17 protein-coding genes are annotated in these 16138 nt (G+C 65.9%); 7 read left to right on the plus strand and 10 right to left on the minus strand.

What is annotated here, in order from left to right:
- Positions 1-22 precede the first annotated feature (22 nt).
- The 9 genes from kduD to BRX37_RS15040 all read right to left on the minus strand — a co-directional run bounded on the left by kduD (position 23) and on the right by BRX37_RS15040 (position 8055).
- On the minus strand, positions 23-778 hold the full coding sequence (gene kduD, locus BRX37_RS15000; RefSeq protein WP_037508047.1) for a 2-dehydro-3-deoxy-D-gluconate 5-dehydrogenase KduD: 756 nt from the start codon (positions 776-778) through the stop codon (positions 23-25).
- A 107-nt stretch (positions 779-885) separates the two neighbouring features.
- Entirely contained in the window at positions 886-1725 is an 840-nt protein-coding gene (gene kduI / locus BRX37_RS15005) for a 5-dehydro-4-deoxy-D-glucuronate isomerase (RefSeq protein ID WP_063976701.1), read from the minus strand.
- Between the two features lie 79 nt (positions 1726-1804).
- A complete protein-coding gene (locus tag BRX37_RS15010) occupies positions 1805-2443 on the minus strand; it encodes a LutC/YkgG family protein (protein WP_125987942.1) in 639 nt (212 codons plus the stop codon).
- Positions 2440-3855, minus strand: a complete 1416-nt coding sequence (locus tag BRX37_RS15015) for a lactate utilization protein B (protein WP_125987944.1) — start codon at positions 3853-3855, stop codon at positions 2440-2442. The genes BRX37_RS15010 and BRX37_RS15015 overlap by 4 nt, the downstream gene beginning before the upstream one ends.
- Positions 3852-4610, minus strand: a complete 759-nt coding sequence (locus tag BRX37_RS15020) for a (Fe-S)-binding protein (RefSeq protein ID WP_125987946.1) — start codon at positions 4608-4610, stop codon at positions 3852-3854. Before BRX37_RS15020 ends, BRX37_RS15015 begins: the two co-directional genes overlap by 4 nt.
- A complete protein-coding gene (locus BRX37_RS15025; protein ID WP_125987948.1) occupies positions 4607-5578 on the minus strand; it encodes an alpha/beta hydrolase in 972 nt (323 codons plus the stop codon). Before BRX37_RS15025 ends, BRX37_RS15020 begins: the two co-directional genes overlap by 4 nt.
- Positions 5575-6381 carry a rhamnogalacturonan acetylesterase gene (locus tag BRX37_RS15030; protein WP_125987989.1) on the minus strand — a complete coding sequence of 269 codons (807 nt, stop codon included), beginning with the start codon at positions 6379-6381 and terminating at the stop codon, positions 5575-5577. Before BRX37_RS15030 ends, BRX37_RS15025 begins: the two co-directional genes overlap by 4 nt.
- Before the next feature lie 64 nt (positions 6382-6445).
- On the minus strand, positions 6446-7210 hold the full coding sequence (gene lra1 / locus BRX37_RS15035; RefSeq protein ID WP_004209342.1) for an L-rhamnose 1-dehydrogenase Lra1: 765 nt from the start codon (positions 7208-7210) through the stop codon (positions 6446-6448).
- A gap of 17 nt (positions 7211-7227) precedes the next feature.
- Positions 7228-8055, minus strand: coding sequence for an IclR family transcriptional regulator (locus BRX37_RS15040; RefSeq protein WP_004209343.1), 828 nt, complete (start codon positions 8053-8055; stop codon positions 7228-7230).
- A gap of 134 nt (positions 8056-8189) precedes the next feature.
- Here BRX37_RS15040 and rhmD point away from each other — a divergent pair, with 134 nt between their 5' ends.
- The 7 genes from rhmD to BRX37_RS15075 all read left to right on the plus strand — a co-directional run bounded on the left by rhmD (position 8190) and on the right by BRX37_RS15075 (position 15025).
- Positions 8190-9410: an L-rhamnonate dehydratase gene (gene rhmD / locus BRX37_RS15045; protein ID WP_125987950.1), complete on the plus strand. Its 1221-nt coding sequence runs from the start codon at positions 8190-8192 to the stop codon at positions 9408-9410.
- A 27-nt stretch (positions 9411-9437) separates the two neighbouring features.
- Positions 9438-10295, plus strand: coding sequence for a 2,4-didehydro-3-deoxy-L-rhamnonate hydrolase (locus BRX37_RS15050; protein WP_017500964.1), 858 nt, complete (start codon positions 9438-9440; stop codon positions 10293-10295).
- Positions 10292-11041, plus strand: coding sequence for an SDR family NAD(P)-dependent oxidoreductase (locus BRX37_RS15055; protein ID WP_037508057.1), 750 nt, complete (start codon positions 10292-10294; stop codon positions 11039-11041). Before BRX37_RS15050 ends, BRX37_RS15055 begins: the two co-directional genes overlap by 4 nt.
- 175 nt (positions 11042-11216) lie before the next feature.
- Positions 11217-12119: an amidohydrolase family protein gene (locus tag BRX37_RS15060; protein WP_125987952.1), complete on the plus strand. Its 903-nt coding sequence runs from the start codon at positions 11217-11219 to the stop codon at positions 12117-12119.
- Complete coding sequence (gene rhaT / locus BRX37_RS15065; protein WP_125987954.1) at positions 12116-13180, plus strand: L-rhamnose/proton symporter RhaT; 1065 nt, start codon at positions 12116-12118, stop codon at positions 13178-13180. The genes BRX37_RS15060 and rhaT overlap by 4 nt, the downstream gene beginning before the upstream one ends.
- Positions 13180-14220, plus strand: a complete 1041-nt coding sequence (locus tag BRX37_RS15070) for a glycoside hydrolase family 43 protein (RefSeq protein WP_125987956.1) — start codon at positions 13180-13182, stop codon at positions 14218-14220. The genes rhaT and BRX37_RS15070 overlap by 1 nt, the downstream gene beginning before the upstream one ends.
- A complete protein-coding gene (locus BRX37_RS15075) occupies positions 14207-15025 on the plus strand; it encodes an alpha/beta hydrolase (protein ID WP_125987958.1) in 819 nt (272 codons plus the stop codon). The genes BRX37_RS15070 and BRX37_RS15075 overlap by 14 nt, the downstream gene beginning before the upstream one ends.
- Before the next feature lie 25 nt (positions 15026-15050).
- On the opposite strand, the gene BRX37_RS15080 is transcribed toward BRX37_RS15075, so the two are convergent.
- Complete coding sequence (locus BRX37_RS15080; protein ID WP_004209352.1) at positions 15051-16100, minus strand: LacI family DNA-binding transcriptional regulator; 1050 nt, start codon at positions 16098-16100, stop codon at positions 15051-15053.
- Between the last annotated feature and the right edge of the window lie 38 nt (positions 16101-16138).

Below are 16138 nucleotides of genomic sequence, written 5' to 3' on the forward strand. Positions count from 1 at the left end.
CTGGCAGGCGCAGGACGGGATATCAGCGAGCCAGCCAGCCGCCATCGACGGCGAGGACATGGCCATGGATATAGTTTGCCGCCGGCGAAGCGAGGAACACGGCGGCGCCGCCAATGTCGCTGGGGTCGCCCCAGCGGCCGGCCGGGATGCGTTCCTGGATCTGGCGGTTGCGGGTCTCGTCGGCCTGCAGCGCGGCGGTGTTGTTGGTCGCGATATAGCCCGGCGCGATCGCGTTGACGTTGACGCCCCTGGCCGCCCACTCGTTCGCCAGCAGCTTGGTGAGGCCGGCAACGCCGCTCTTGGACGCGGTGTAGCTCGGCACGCGGATGCCGCCCTGGAAGGACAGCAAGGAGGCGATGTTGACGATCTTGCCGCTGCCCTGTGCCAGCATGTGCCGCCCGGCCGCCTGCGCCAGGAAGAAGGTGGACTTCAAATTGGTGTCGATCACCGCGTCCCAGTCTTCCTCGGTGAAGTCGACGCTGTCGGCGCGGCGGATGATGCCGGCATTGTTGATCAGGATGTCGAGCCCGCCCAGCTTCTCGATCGTCTCGTCGACGACGCGCTGCACCGGCTCGATGCTGGAAAGATCGGCCGAAACGATCTCCGCCTTGCGGCCGAGTGCCCGGACCTTCTCGACGGTCTCTTCCGCCGGGGTGCGGCCGACCGCCGCAATATCGGCGCCGGCCGCCGCGAGCGACAGCGCGATCGCCTGGCCGATGCCGGTATTGGCGCCGGTGACGATGGCGACCTTGCCGCCAAGATCGAAGATAGTGCTCATATAAGCTCCAAATCCCCCTCCCGCTTGCGGGAGGGGTTAGGGGAGGGTTTTGGAGATTGGCGTCGTAGACATGCCCTCCCCCGTCCCCTCCCTGAAGGGAGGGGGGCTCAGGCCAGCTGGCAGATGTCCAGCACGTTCATGTCGGTATAGTCCTGATTCTCGCCGGCCATCGCCCAGATGAAGGCATAGGCCTTGGTGCCCGAACCCATATGGACCGACCAGGGCGGCGAGATCACGGCTTCCTCGTTTGCCATGACGATGTGACGCATCGCATCGCCCTCGCCCATATAGTGGAAGACGCGGTCGGCATCGCCATCCAGCTCGAAATAGAAGTAGATTTCGCTGCGGCGCTCATGGATGTGCGGGGGCATGGTGTTCCACACCGAACCGGGCTTGAGCACGGTCAGGCCCATGACCAGCTGCGCGCTGTCGCAGATGCCGGGGATGACGAGCTGGAAGATGGTGCGCTCGTTGGATTCCTCCAGGCTGCCACGCTCCAGCGCATTGGCGTCGGCGATGCCGAGCTTGCGCGTGGTGAACGCCTTGTGGGCCGGGCAGGAGGCGAGATAGAAACGCGCGCCGGCGCCGGCGAACTCCACATCCTTGGCGCCCATCGTCACATAGAGGCAATCCTTGTTGCCGAGCGTGAAGACTTCGCCGTCGACGGTCACGGTGCCTTCCACGCCCGAGACATTGACGATCGCCAGCTCGCGCCGCTCCAGGAAGGGATGGCCCGCCGCCGAAGCCGGCTCGGTCTGCGCCGGCAGCTTCACCGGTGCGTCAGCCACCGCCACGCCGCCGATCACGAAACGCTCGGCATGGGTATAGTTCAGCACGCATTCGCCGTCACGGAACAGCCCGCCGATCAGATAGCGATCCCGCAGCTCCTCGTTCGACACGCACTCCATCATGTCGGGGTGGGTCGCATAGTAGGTCTTGTCGAACATCGGGAATCTCCATCTAAACTTTGGCCAAGCTTATAACGGCGCAGGCGGCGAATGTAAGCCTGTTTTCCCGGAATGTGGACTATTGTTCCGACATATGAGGGAAATCGCCGCGCAGCAGGATGACATGCAGGAAGCGGGGACCATGGGCGCCGCGCACATAGGTGCCCTCGATATCGGTCGTCCCTGACACGCCGGTGATCCAGTAATGGGCGCGCGGTTGCGGCCCGGCCAGCGGCGCTTCCTCCAGCCAGGGGGCGATGTCGGCCACGCGCAGCAGCACCAAATGATGCAGCGTCAGGAAATTGGGCAGCATCGGCGCCTGCGGGCTGGTCTCGAACACCAGCGACCCGGTCTCGGCAATGCCCTTGCGCGCAATCGCCAGCGTCGCTGCCTCATCGGGTGCGGCATCCTGATGCAGGGCAAAGCCGCTCCAGTCGCAGCCCGACAGGCGCGGGTCGGGCGGCAGACACAGCGCGCGCGCCTCGCCCTGCGCATCCAGATAGCGCGCGACGGCGGCGGGCAGCTCGGATATTGTTTCGATAACGTCATGACTGGCGCTGACGCTGGGCAGGGCCAGCCGCGCCACAAACTCCGCCTCGACATGGGCGACATCGACCGCCGGTCGCTCCGGCGTGCCGATCAGCGCCGCAGCCTCCGCCGCTATGTCAACTTCGCTGTCATCTTTCAGCCGACCAAGGATGGCCTCGCGCGCATTCATCGGCCGTTTTCCTTGCGATATTGGTCCATGAAGGTCTGCGCCGCAGGCTTGGGCATATCGCGATAGCGGGTCCAGCCGCCCGCCAGCGGCAGTGAACGGATCCAGCCCTTGCTGCTCAGCAGCCGCATCGCCCGCACCGCCAGGCCGGTGCCGATCCGATAGAGGCGTGGCCGGGTTGCAACCCAGGCCCATAGCCCCAGCCCCGCGCGCAGCGATTGCGGCTCCAGCCCTTCGCGCCAGCTCTTCTCGCGCCAGCCGCGCAGCAGCGTCGGCAGCGGGATGCGCACCGGGCATACTTCCTGGCACTTGCCGTTCATGGTGCAGGCATTGGGCAGATCGCGGCTCTGCTTCAGCCCGTCCAGCACCGGGGTCAGCACCGCGCCCATCGGCCCCGGATAGGTGCCGCCATAGGCATGGCCGCCAATCTGCCGGAACACCACGCAATGGTTCATGCAGGCGCCACAGCGGATGCAGCGCAGCATCTCGGCCAGCCCTTCCTCGCGCATCCGGGTGCGGCCATTGTCGACCAGCACGATATGCATTTCCTCCGGTCCGTCCCGGTCGCCGGGGCGCCTGGGGCCGGTGTAGAAGGTCGTATATTGGGTCAGCGCCGCGCCGGTCGCCGACCGCGCCAGCATCCGCAGCATATGCACGGCATGGGGCATGCTCGGCACGATCTTCTCGATCCCGGCGGTCACGATATGGACGCGCGGCGGGACCAGGGACAGTTCGGCATTGCCCTCATTGGTGACGGTGCAGATTGCGCCCGTGTCGGCGATCAGGAAATTGGCGCCGGAAATGCCAACATCCGCGCCCAGCATCTGCGTGCGCAGCTCGCGCCGCGCGCTTTCCGCCATCGCGGCGATCGTCTCTTCCTCATGCGGCGTGCGATGCTTGGCCTTGAACAGGGCGGACACCTGCTCGCGGGTCTTGTGCATCGCCGGCCAGATGATGTGCGAAGGCCGCTCGTCGGCCAGCTGGATGATATGTTCGGCAAGGTCGGTCTCGACCCGGCCAATCCCGGCCTCGGCCAGCGCATGGGGCAGGCCGATCTCCTCGCCCAGCATCGACTTGGAGCGGGCGACGCTCTTGGCCTTCGCCGCCTTGCACAGGGCGATGACGATGTCGCAGGCCTCGTCGGCGGTGCGCGCCCAATGGACCTTCGCCCCGGCGGCGATGGCGTTCGCCTCGAACTGCTCCAGATAATGGCCCAGATGGGCGACCACATGGTCCTTGATCGCCGCTGCGCGGGTGCGCGCTGCCTGGAAATCGGGAAAGGCGTCGACCGCGACCGCGCGCTTGGCCTCGGCCGTGCCCGCCGTCCGCTCGACCGCGACCTTCAGGATGCGGTCGGCCAGCGCCGCGTCGGCCCGCGCCTTGAAACTGGTCGCTTCGGCCGGTGCGCCGCTCATGCCTCTTCCCCGATCGCCGGGCCGTCGCCCATGCCGGCAATCAGCTCGATCGCATGGAAGGCGCGCACCTTGCTGCCCTGCCTATTGAGCTTGCCCGCCATGTTCATCAAGCAACCCAGGTCGCCGGCCAGCAGCAGGTCGGCACCGGTCGCCTCGATCGCGTCCGCCTTCTCGCCGACGATCGCGTTGGAGATGGCGGGATATTTGACGCAGAAGGTGCCGCCAAAGCCGCAACAGGTTTCCTCGCCCGCCAGCGGCGTCAGCTCCAGCCCTGCGATGGGTTTCAGCAACCGGCGCGGCTGCGCCTTGACGCCCAGCTCGCGCAGCCCCGAGCAACTGTCATGATAGGTCGCCTTGGCATCCACCTGCACGCCCTCGGGCTTCCACCCGCATTGCTCGTCCAGATAGGCCATGATCTCCCATGTCCTGGCCGCGACCGCCTGCGCGCGCGGCAGCCACTCTGGATCATGCTCGAACAGCTCGGGATAATGGCAACGGATCGTGCCGCCGCACGACCCCGACGGCACCACCACCGCCTCATAGGGTTCCAGCGCGACGATGGTCTGCTTGGCCAGCGCGATCGCATGATCGGTATCGCCGCTGTTGAGCGCCGGCTGGCCGCAACAGGTCTGGCCTTCGGGCACGACCACGTCGCAGCCCGCCGCCTCCAGCGCGCGGATCGCGGCAAAGCCGATGCGCGGACGCATCATGTCGACCAGGCAGGTGACGAACAGGGCAACCTTGCGCTGGGTCACACGCCATGCCTTTTGGCAAAGGCCAGGAACAGGTCGGGCCAGGGTGCGGCCGACTGGGCCTGCGCCGTAATGCCGAAGCCATGGCCGCCATTTTCGAACAAATGGCATTCGGTCGGAATCTTCTGCGCCCGCAGCGCCGCCAGCATGGCGATGCTGTTGTCGACCGGCACTGCCGGATCGTCGATCGCATGGGCCAGGAACACCGGCGGCGTCTGCGCGCTCACATCCTGGTCCAGCGAATAGGCGCGCATCCGCTCGGGCGACGGATTCTCGCCCAGCAATTGCGTGCGCGATCCCTTGTGGACGAAAGGCCCCTCCATCTGGATCACCGGATACATATAGGCGGCGACGGCGGCCTTGATCGGCTCGCGATCGGCGGCATCGACCGGCTTGTAGCTTTCCACCGGCGCCCGGCTGGTCAGCCAGGCGGCCAGATGCCCGCCGGCCGAAAAGCCTATCACGCCGACCCGGTTGGCGTCGAACTTCTCCTTGGCGGCCAGGCTGCGCACCAGCCGCAGCGCGCGCTGCGCATCCTGCAGCGGCGCCTCCGCTCCTGCCGCCCAGCCATCGGCCGGCAGGCGATAGAGCAGCACGAAGCAGACATAGCCCGCCTCGGCAAAGCGGCGCGCGATCGAATAGCCCTCATGGCCGATCGCCACCCGGCTGTAACCGCCGCCGGGGATCAGCATGATCGCGGCGCCATTGGGCTTTGCCGGCCGCAACAGGGTCAGGGTCGGGGTGACGATATGGGCGAACACGCCATCGTCCGGCCCGCTGTCGGGCCGGCGCAGCGTTTCCACTTCCTTCACCGTCACATGCTCGCTGCCCGGCGCCTTGCCCGGCCAGATCGGAAAGCGGACGAACCCCTGGGGCAGCGGAAAGCTCTGCGCCAGTGCCTCGCCCATCGGCGCAAGCGCGGCGGCAACGGCGGCGCCGGTCAACAGGCCGCGGCGGTCAAGCATGGTCATTGGCATTCGGTCCTTCCCAGCGGCGTGGTCCGGCTGAGCGCCGGCCGGCTCGCCAGCACCTTGGCCGAAATCGGCAGGTTCAGCGCCTTGAGGCCGCCGGCGACCAGATCGGCGACATTGCGCGCGCCCAGTTCGCTGAAATGGGTATCGTCGTCGATCCCCTTGGGGAAGCCGGGCATCTTGTCCTCCGCCTTGTAATGGAGGAAATAGGTCTTCGCCTTGTCCGGTCCGGCCCGGTCGACCCAGGCGCGCGATAGCGCCTCCAGATCGATGATCGGCACATGCGCGCTCGCGGCCAGTTCGCGCATCACCGCGGAATATTCGGCGAAGTCGGCCTTCGCCTTGCCGTCGGCGCCAAAGCTGCGCCGCGTCACCGGCGTCACCAGAACCGGCGTGCCGCCCGCGCCGCGCACGTCCCAGATGAAGCGCAGCAGATTGTTGCGATAGTCGGTCTGCGCCGGCGCCCAGCGCTGCGGCTTGGCGCGATAGGCGTCATTATGGCCGAACTGGATCAGCACCGTGTCGCCGGGCATCAGTTCGCTCATCAATTTCGTCCAGCGCCCTTCCTCGATGAAGGTGCGGGTCGACCGCCCGCCCATCGCATGGTTGGACACCCGCACCTCGGGCGACAGGCCGCAGCCCAGCATCATGCCCCAGCCGGTCTGGGGATAATTGCCCTTCTTGTAATTGGCCGCGGTCGAATCGCTGGCGATCAGGATCGTGTCGCCCGGCTGCGTCGCCAGCGCCGGCAGGGGCGTGGCCAGCAGGGCGAGGGCGGCGGCGGCTTTGGTGACGATCCTCATCGGCATGTCCTGTTTCCTGAATACCGTCATCCCCGCTTTCGCGGGAATGACGGCGCTCAATATCTTATTGCAGGTTCACATACATGCCGCCGTCGACCAGCAGCGCCGCGCCGGTGACATAGGCGGCCATGTCCGACGCCAGGAAGACGATCGGCCCGGCCAGGTCTTCGGGCGCGCCGAGGCGGCCGAGCGGCGTGCGCTTTTCCATATATTCGCGCTTCTCGACATCGGCCAGGTCATCCTTGTTGATCTCGGTCAGGATGGTGCCGGGCAGCACGCTGTTGCAGCGGATGCCATATTTGCCGAGCGCAATCGCCGTGGACTGCATCAGCGAATGCACGCCGGCCTTGGTCGGGGTGTAGTGCGTCTGAAATTCGCCGCCGACCAGCGCCGAGATGGAGGAGACGGCGACGATCGATCCGCCATGGCCCTGCTTCACCATCTGCTGGGCGGCCGCCTGCACCATGAAATAGGCGCCATGCAGATTGACCTTGAAGGTGCGCTCCACCACGTCGACCGGCATGTCGAGGAAGCCGTGGAACGGGCAGATGCCGGCATTGCTGACCATCACGTCGACCTTGCCGAACGCCTCGACCGCCTTGGCGACGAAGTCCTGCGCGGTCTGCGGATCGGCGACATCGCCCTTCACCGCGATCGCGCGCTGGCCCAGCGCCTCGATCTCGGCGACGCAGCTCGCGGCCGGGCCGTCGCTATGGGCATAGTTGATGACGACGTCGGCGCCATGCTGGGCGGCGCCGATGGCGGCCGCCCGGCCGATGCCGGTCGATGCGCCGGTGACGAGGACGGTCTTGCCTTCAAGCAGCTTCATGCGAGCATTTCCTTGGATTAGCGCCGCACAGGGCGGCGGGGGGATTTGACGCCGGGGGTCCAGCCCAGATCGGCGCTGACCTTCTGCGCGGCGGCGCGGACCTCGTCGCTCAGCGATGCCATGCGCTCATCGTCCATATATTGGGCGGCGCTCGACAGGCTGATGGCGGCGACGATCGCGCCCGACGCATCGCGGATCGGCGCGGCGACGCAGCGTATCTGGTCCTCATTCTCTTCCAGGTCGAACGCGCGCCCGGCCGCGACATAGCCGCGCATCCGTTCCAGCCATGTCGCCGGATCGGCATCATGGGTGCCGTTCTCCCGCTCGCTTTCCAGCAGCCGGGTCCAACCCGCCTCCGGGTCGTCCAGCATCAGCGCCTTGCCAAGGCCCGTCGATGTCAGCGGATGGCGATCGCCGATGCGGCTTGAAATCTCGACCCGGCGGCGGCCGGGGATCTTGTCCAGATAGAGCGCCTGGTCGCCGTCCAGCCGGCCCAGATGCACCACATCCTCGCTCGCGGCGGCCAGCGCTTCCAGATGGGGGCGGGCAATCTGCACCACGTCGGCCTGGCTCTGCGCCAGGAAGCCGAGCTGCAGCAGCTTGGGGCCAAGCTGATAGCCCTCGCGCGGCAGGAAGGTCAGGAAGCCGCGCTCGACCAGCGCATTGGCCAGGCGATGGGTGGTGGAGCGCGTCAGGCCCATGCGCTCGGACAGGTCGGCGAGCTTCACCGGCCCGTCGATCACCTGGTCGAGCAGGTCCAGCCCGCGCTGAAGGGTCTGCGACCCCTGCGTCTTCGACTTTTCCTCTCGCGGACCCGATTCCGGGTTTGACGTATTTTGTCTCATCTACTAACACTCTATCCCACAAAATGAGAAAAACAAGGGTGTAGGAGAGGCCGGACGCGATTCTTCCCCTCAATTGCCCCACGTTGTGCGCATTTTGTCCATATGGTGGAAGTGTTATTGCCCATCCCCTTGCGATGGGTCTGGCCCAAGGGAGTTTCAGCGTGCCCATCGTGACGTTGCCGAAGATCAAGCATGTCCGCGCCTTCACCGTGCGCGGCGGCGGTGCCGATTATCATGACCAGGGCGAAGGCCACTGGATCGACGATCACATCGCGACGCCGATGTCGAAATATCCCGAATATCGCCAGTCGCGGCAGAGCTTCGGCATCAATGTGCTCGGCACCTTGGTGGTGGAGATCGAAGCGGAAGACGGCACCGTCGGTTTCGCCGTGACGACCGGTGGCGAGCCTGCCGCCTATATCGTCGAAAAGCATCTCGCCCGCTTCCTCGAAGGCCGGTCGCCGACCGATTATGAGAAGATCTGGGACCAGATGTATTTCTCGACCCAATATTATGGCCGCAAGGGCCTGGTCATCAACGCCATCTCCGGCGTCGACCTCGCGCTCTGGGATCTGCTCGGCAAGCTGCGCCAGGAACCGGTCTATCATCTGCTCGGCGGCGCGGTCCGCGACGAACTGCAATTCTACGCCACCGGCGCGCGCCCGGACAAGGCGAAGGAATTCGGCTTCATCGGCGGCAAGATGGCGCTGCACCACGGCCCGGCCGAGGGTGTCGAGGGCCTCAAGAAGAATATCGCCGAACTGGCCGACATGCGCTCGAAGGTCGGCGACGATTTCTGGCTGATGTGGGACTGCTGGATGGCGCTCGACGTCGACTATGCCACCCGCCTCGCCATCGCCGCGCATGAGCTGGGCCTCAAGTGGATCGAGGAAGCGATCAGCCCGGACGATTATTGGGGTTACCAGCAGCTCAAGCGCAACGTGCCCAAGGGCATGCTGGTCACCACCGGCGAGCATGAAGCGACCCGCTGGGGCTTCCGCATGCTGATGGAAATGGATTGCTGCGACATCATCCAGCCCGATGTCGGCTGGTGCGGCGGCGTGACCGAACTGCTCAAGATCAGCGCGCTCGCCGACGCCCATGGCAAGATGGTCGTGCCGCATGGCTCGTCGGTCTACAGCTATCATTTCGTCATCACCCGCCACAACTCGCCCTTCGCCGAGTTCCTGATGATGCATCCGGGGCCGACGGAGGTGGTGCCGATGTTCCACCCGCAATTGCTGGGCGAACCGGTGCCGGAAAATGGCCGCATGAAGGTGACCGCGCTCGACAAGCCGGGCTTCGGCGTCGACCTCAACCCCGACATCGCGATGCACCGCCCCTACACCCACTGATCGCCTGAACAGAGAAAGACTGATCCCATGAAATTTGTTCGTTTCGGCCAGCGTGGCCAGGAAAAGCCCGGCGTGATCGATGCCGAAGGCAAGATCCGTGACCTCTCCGGCGTCGTCGCCGACCTGACGATCGAGAGCCTCGCCGCCGCCAAGGGCGTCGACATCGCATCGCTCCCCGTCGTCGATGGCGACCCGCGCTATGGTGTGCCGGTCAAGGGCATCGGCAAGATCGTCGCCATCGGCCTCAACTATGAGGACCATGCGATCGAATCCAACCTGCCGATCCCGACCGAGCCGATGATGTTCATGAAGGCGCTGTCGTCGCTCAATGGCCCCAATGACGAAGTGATGCTGCCCAAGGGCGCGACCCATGGCGACTGGGAAGTCGAACTGGGCGTCGTCATCGGCGAAACCTGCCGCTTCGTGTCGGAAGAAGATGCGCTGTCGAAGGTTGCGGGCTATGTCCTCGTCAACGACGTGTCGGAACGCTTCAACCAGAAGCAGCGCGGCACCCAGTGGAGCAAGGGCAAGGGCCATGACACCTTCTGCCCGGTCGGCCCCTGGCTGGTGACCGCCGACGAAATCGGCAACCCGCAGGATCTCGACATGTATCTCGACGTCAATGGCGATCGGATGCAGACCGGCAATACGAAGACGATGATCTTCAACGTCGCCCAGCTCATCTCCTATGTCAGCGAATATATCACCCTCTACCCCGGTGACCTGATGATCACCGGCACCCCTCCGGGCGTGGGCGAGGGCAAGAAGCCCGAAGCCGTCTACCTCAAGGCCGGCGACGTCATGGAACTGGGCATCGCCAAGCTCGGCAGCCAGAAGCAGAATGTCGTGGAATGGCGCCACCTTGGCGACGAGGTGCTCGGATGAGCGTCTTTGCCGGACGCTATGAAGGTCGCTGCGCCATCGTCACCGGTGGCGCTTCGGGCCTGGGCAAGCTGGTTGCCAAGCGCATCGTCGAAGAAGGCGGCAAGGTGGTCCTGTGGGATCTGAATGCCGACGCCCTCGCCGCTGCTAGTCAGGAAGTCGGCGCGACCCATGTGGTTGCGCTCGACGTCTCCGATCAGGCTGCCGTCGCCGCCGCCGCCAAGGCCAGCGCGGATGCGCTCGGCAAGATCGACGTCCTCGTCTGCTCGGCCGGCATCACCGGCGCGACCGCCACGGTGTGGGACTATCCGGTCGACAGCTGGCAGCGGGTGATCGACATCAACCTGAACGGCCTCTTCTACTGCAACCGTGAAGTCGTGCCCTTCATGCTCGAAAACGGCTATGGCCGGATCGTCAATCTTGCCTCTGTCGCAGGCAAGGAAGGCAATCCCAACGCCAGCGCCTATTCGGCCAGCAAGGCCGGCGTCATCGGCCTCACCAAGAGCATCGGCAAGGAACTGGCGGGCAAGGGCGTGATCGCCAATGCGCTGACCCCAGCCACCTTCGAAAGCCCGATCCTGGAACAGCTGCCGCAGAGCCAGGTCGACTATATGCGCTCGAAGATCCCGATGGGCCGCCTTGGCCTGGTCGAGGAATCGGCCGCCATGGTCTGCTTCATGGCCAGCGAGGAATGCAGCTTCACCACGGCGTCGACCTTCGACACCTCGGGCGGCCGCACCACCTTCTGATCCAAGCCTATCCGCGGCGCGACCGGCCATTCAAGAGCCCGGCGCGCCGCGATTTATGCCAGTCTCCCCCGTTCGCCCTGAGCCTGTCGAAGGGCAGGCTGAGCGAAGTCGAAGCCTTCGCTACGCTCAGCCCGAACGGAAAAGAGGCTGCTGAACTGTTCATGGGAGAGGACGCATGATCCCCTTTGTCGATGCCCATATCCATCTGTGGGATCTCAATCATATCCGCTATGACTGGCTGAGCCCGCCCTTTTCGGACGATGGCCCCAACGGTAGCGTCGAGCCGATCGCCCATGACTATGGCGTCGCCCAATATCGCGAAGACCTTGCCCGCTGGAACGTCATCGGCGCGGTCCATGTCGATGCCGGCGCCGCGGCGGAAAGCGCGCTGCGCGAGACCCAGTGGCTCGACACGCTCGCCGCCGTGGATGGGCTCCCCACCGGCTTCGTCGCTTTCGCCGCCCTCAATGACCCGGATGTCGATGCGCTGCTGGCCGCCCAGGCCGCCCATCCCCGCGTCAGGGGCATCCGCCACATCGTCAACTGGCATGCCGATCCCCAGCGCACCTATGGCCCGGTCGACCTCACCGTCGATCCGCAATGGCAGGCGGGCTATGGCCTGCTCGCAAAGCATGGCCTCTCCTTCGACCTGCAATGCTATCCGGGACAGATGCCGGGCCTCGTCCCGCTGATCGAGCGGCATCCCGACATCCCGGTCATCATCAACCATATGGGCATGCCGGTGCTGACCGATCCGGATGGCCTCAACGACTGGCGCCGGGGCATGAAGGCGCTCGCCGCACTGCCCCATGTCGCGGTCAAGCTGTCGGGCATGGGCTTCATCCGCCGCGACTGGACCATGGCGGGCATCGCGCCGCTGGTGCATGAGGCGATCGACATGTTCGGCGTCGATCGTTGCGCCTTTGCCAGCGACACGCCGACCGACAAGCTGTTCGGCCCGATCGACCGTTATATGGAATCCTATCACGCTATCGTGTCGGATTTCCCCGAAGCCGATCGCCGCGCCATGTTCGCCGGCAACGCCAATCGCCTCTATCGTCTGGGACTTGCGCTATGACCCCCAATCCCCTGCTCGGCGTTCTCTTCCACTGGCTCGGCGGCTTCGCCTCGGCCAGCTTCTATGTCCCCTTCCGCGGCGTGAAGCGCTGGAACTGGGAGATTTTCTGGCTCACCGGCGGCATCTTCTCCTGGGTGATCGCGCCCTGGTTCTTCGCCTCGGTCCAGACCAACGACCTGATGGGCGTGATGGCGCAGGTGCCCTCATCCGTCGTCGGCTGGTGCATCTTCTTCGGCTTTCTCTGGGGCTTTGGTGGCCTCACCTATGGCCTCACCATGCGCTATCTCGGCCTCTCGCTCGGCATGGCGGTGGTGCTGGGCCTCTGCACCGTCTTCGGCACGCTGATCCCCCCGATCTTCGACGGCAGCTTCATGACGGAGATTGCCGGTACCCTGCATGGCCAGATCGTCCTGCTGGGCCTGGCCGTCACCGTGCTCGGCATCGTCGTCGTCGCCCGTGCCGGCGCCCGCAAGGATGCGGCGCTCTCGACAGAGCAGAAAGCGGCCGTCGTCGCCGAGTTCGATTTCAAGAAAGGCATCGCCGTCGCCATCTTCTCCGGCATCATGTCGAGCTGCTTCGCCTTCGGCCTCGCCGCCGGTGAACCGGTCAAGGCGCTGTCGGCCGCCGCCGGCACCGGCCCCTTGAGGACCGGCCTGCCCACCCTCTGCCTCGTCATGTTCGGCGGCCTCATCACCAACGCGCTCTGGTGCGGCTGGCTGATCGCCAGGAACAAGTCGGCGGGCCAGTGGGCCGGCGCACCCGACGCCAGCGGCCAGCGCCCCAAGCTGCTGCCCAATTTCCTGCTCTGCGCGGTGGCGGGCACGGCCTGGTATTTCCAGTTCTTCTTCTACACCATGGGTGAAAGCCAGATGGGGCGCTTCGGCTTCTCCAGCTGGACGCTGCACATGGCCTCGATCATCATCTTCGGCACCTGCTGGGGCTTTGCCTTCCGCGAATGGAAGGACGCCGCGCCGGCGGTGCGCCGCACGGTGTGGAGCGGGGTCGGCCTGCTGATCTTCGCCACCCTCATCATCGGCTATGGCAACAGGCTGGCGAGCTGATGCGCCGCTGGCTCGGCGCCCTGCTGCTGACGCTCGCCACCCCTCTGGCGGCGGCCGACGCGCCGCTGCTGACCTCGCATCTGCGCATCCATGATCCCTTCGTCGTGGCGGAGCAGGGGAGCCGAACCTACTGGCTCTTCTCGAAGAATGACCCGGCCGTCACCGGCGATCCGCGCATCGGCATCATGGCCTATGCCAGCAGCGATCTCGCCCATTGGCAGAAGCCCAAGCTGGTCTTCGCCCTGCCGAAGGACAGCTGGGCCGATGACGGCGGCTGGGCGCCCGAGGTCCATCGCTGGAAGGGGCGCTATTATCTCTTCGCCACCTTCCACAATGACAAGGCGGCAATCCCGGCCAGCGGCAAGCGCCCCAATTATCGCCGCGCCACCTTGCTGGCGGTGTCGGACCGGATCGATGGTCCTTACCAACTTATCCACAAGGGTGAGCCGGTCACTACGCCCAATGACATGACGCTCGACGGCAGCCTCTTTGTCGACCCGGCCGGCAAGCCCTGGATGGTCTATGCCCATGAATGGCTGCAGATGGGCGTCGGCACGATGGAGGCGCTACCGCTGAAGGACGATCTCTCGCCCACCGGCAAGCCGCAATTGTTGTTTCGCGCCAATGACGCCGACTGGGTGATCGGCCAGAAACAGCCCGAAGGGGACATGGGCTATGTCACCGACGGCCCCGAACTCTATCGCACCAAAAACGGCACCCTGCTGATGCTCTGGTCCAGCTGGGGGAAGGGCGGTTATGTCCAGGCGCAGGCCCGCTCCACATCCGGCACGCTCGCCGGCCCCTGGGAACAGCTTGGCCCACTCATCATGCAGGACAGCGGCCATGGCATGCTGTTCCACAGCTTCGATGGCAAGCTGATGCTGGTCCTCCACCGCCCGTTCAAGCGGGCGATCGCCAAATTCTACGAAATGCGCGACGCCGGCGATCGGCTGGAGGTCGTGCGCGAGGCCGTGGACCTGGATGGCGAAGCCTATCCCACCCATGGCTGCCCGATGGGAGTGTCCGATGCTCGCTGCTGATCTGGTCTGGCCGCTGCGCGACGCGCCAAGCGGCGCCTTCGCCCTGGAAGACGCCAATGCCCCGCCCGAACAGGCGGTCGTCACCGCCGTCGATCGCCCGGTGCTGCTCGGCTATGCGCCCGACAGGCCCAATGGCCGCGCCATGCTCATCCTGGGCGGCGGCGGCTATGTCGCGCTGATGGCGGGGCGGGAAGGGGTGCAGGTCGCGCGCTGGCTGACATCGCTCGGCTATCATGCCTTCGTCCTCATCCACCGCTTGCCCCATGCCGGCACCGGCCCGTCCGCGCCGCTCGACGATGCGCTCGCCGCGATGCGGATGATCCGCGCGTCCGATCTGGCGCCTGATGGCGTCGGCGTCGTCGGCCTCTCCTCGGGCGGCCATCTCGCCGCCTGCCTCGCCGCGCATTATCCGGCGGACTGGGGCGATGTCGCGCCACAGCGGCCCGACGTCATGGTCATCGGCTATGCGCCCATCTCGACCAATGCCAAAGGGCGCACCATCGTCGCCGACAAGCCGCCACTGCCGCCCGCGGAAAAGCAGGCGCTCTACGACGCGCTCCAGCCCGACGCGCAACTATTGCCCGGCCCGCCGCCGGCCTTCATCGTCTATGCCGGCAATGATCCGGTGGTGCCGGTCGAAAACGCCCATCGCCTCAGCCGCGCCTGGCAGGATGCGGGCGGCAGCGCGGAACTGCACATCTTCGCCGACGCCCCCCATGGCTTCGCGCTCGATACGCCGGATCAGCCCGTCTCGCTCTGGCCGCGCCTGTGCGAAGCCTGGCTCAGACAGGTCGGCTTCCTGTAAACTTCGCTGTCACCTTGCGGCTATTCTAATGCCGTGAGGGCACGGCATCCGACTGGCGCCGGATGAGCTGATAATCCAGCTTCACCCGGCCCAGCGCCTCTTCGCCGGCGCCATCGTCCTGGCTGCTGAAATGAGCGCCCAGCAGGCCGATCGCCTCGCGCGCCATGTCGCGGATCGGCTGGCGGATCGTCGTCAGCGCCGGCCAGATCGCGCTCGCCAGCGGCGTGTCGTCGAAACCGCAGATGGTGATGTCGCCCGGCACGTTGATCCGCCGCTGATGCGCCACCGTGATCGCCGCCGCCGCCATATCGTCATTGCAGGCAAAGATGGCGCTGGGTGGCGTATCGAGGCTCAGCAACTGCTCGGCCGCGTCCAGCCCCGATCGATAGGAAAAGTCGCCCGGCACGATCCAGCGCTCGTCCAGCCTTATCCCCCGGTCGGCCAGGCAGTCGCGAAAACCCTGCAGACGCCGGGCGCTGGCGCGGTGGCGGATATTGCCGGAGATGAAGCCGATCTGCCGATGGCCCAGGTCGATGAGGTGCCGGGTCAGGTCATAGGCGGCATGGCGGTCGTCGGTCCCCACCGCCAGCATGCCGGGCACATCGCCATCGGGCGCGATGCCGACCACGGCGATGTCACGCGCCTGCAACGCCTCGACCAGTTCGGCCCAGTCGCACAGCGGCGGCGGCAGGATGACGCCGGCGACATGCGCCTTCGACACCTGATCGACGATCTCCTTGGCAAAGGCGCCGGGCGCGCATTGCTCGACCACCAGATGCAGATGACGCTGCGGTGCCTCGCCGAGCGCGCCGAGCAGCAACTCGCCCAGATAGGCCGATGTCGTCGAATTGCTGTGCAGCAACGCCACCCGCCGGTCGGCGCTGCCCACCAGCGCGCGCGCCGACGCATTGGGCACATAGCCCAAATCCTTGACCGCCTGCTCGACCGCCTGTTGCGACTTGGCGCTGACCAGCGCCTTGCCGTTGATCGCGCGCGACGCGGTCATCATAGACACGCCGGCACGGGCGGCGACCTCGCGGATCGTGGGCGGCTTCTTCTTCGCGGCTTTCTGCATCACCTGACGTCCTAGCCGGTTTTCCCGACAAGGAAAAT

Origin of the sequence: Sphingomonas sp. S-NIH.Pt3_0716, from assembly GCF_003950715.1 — a bacterium.
Classification (GTDB): Bacteria; Pseudomonadota; Alphaproteobacteria; order Sphingomonadales; family Sphingomonadaceae; genus Sphingobium; species Sphingobium yanoikuyae_A.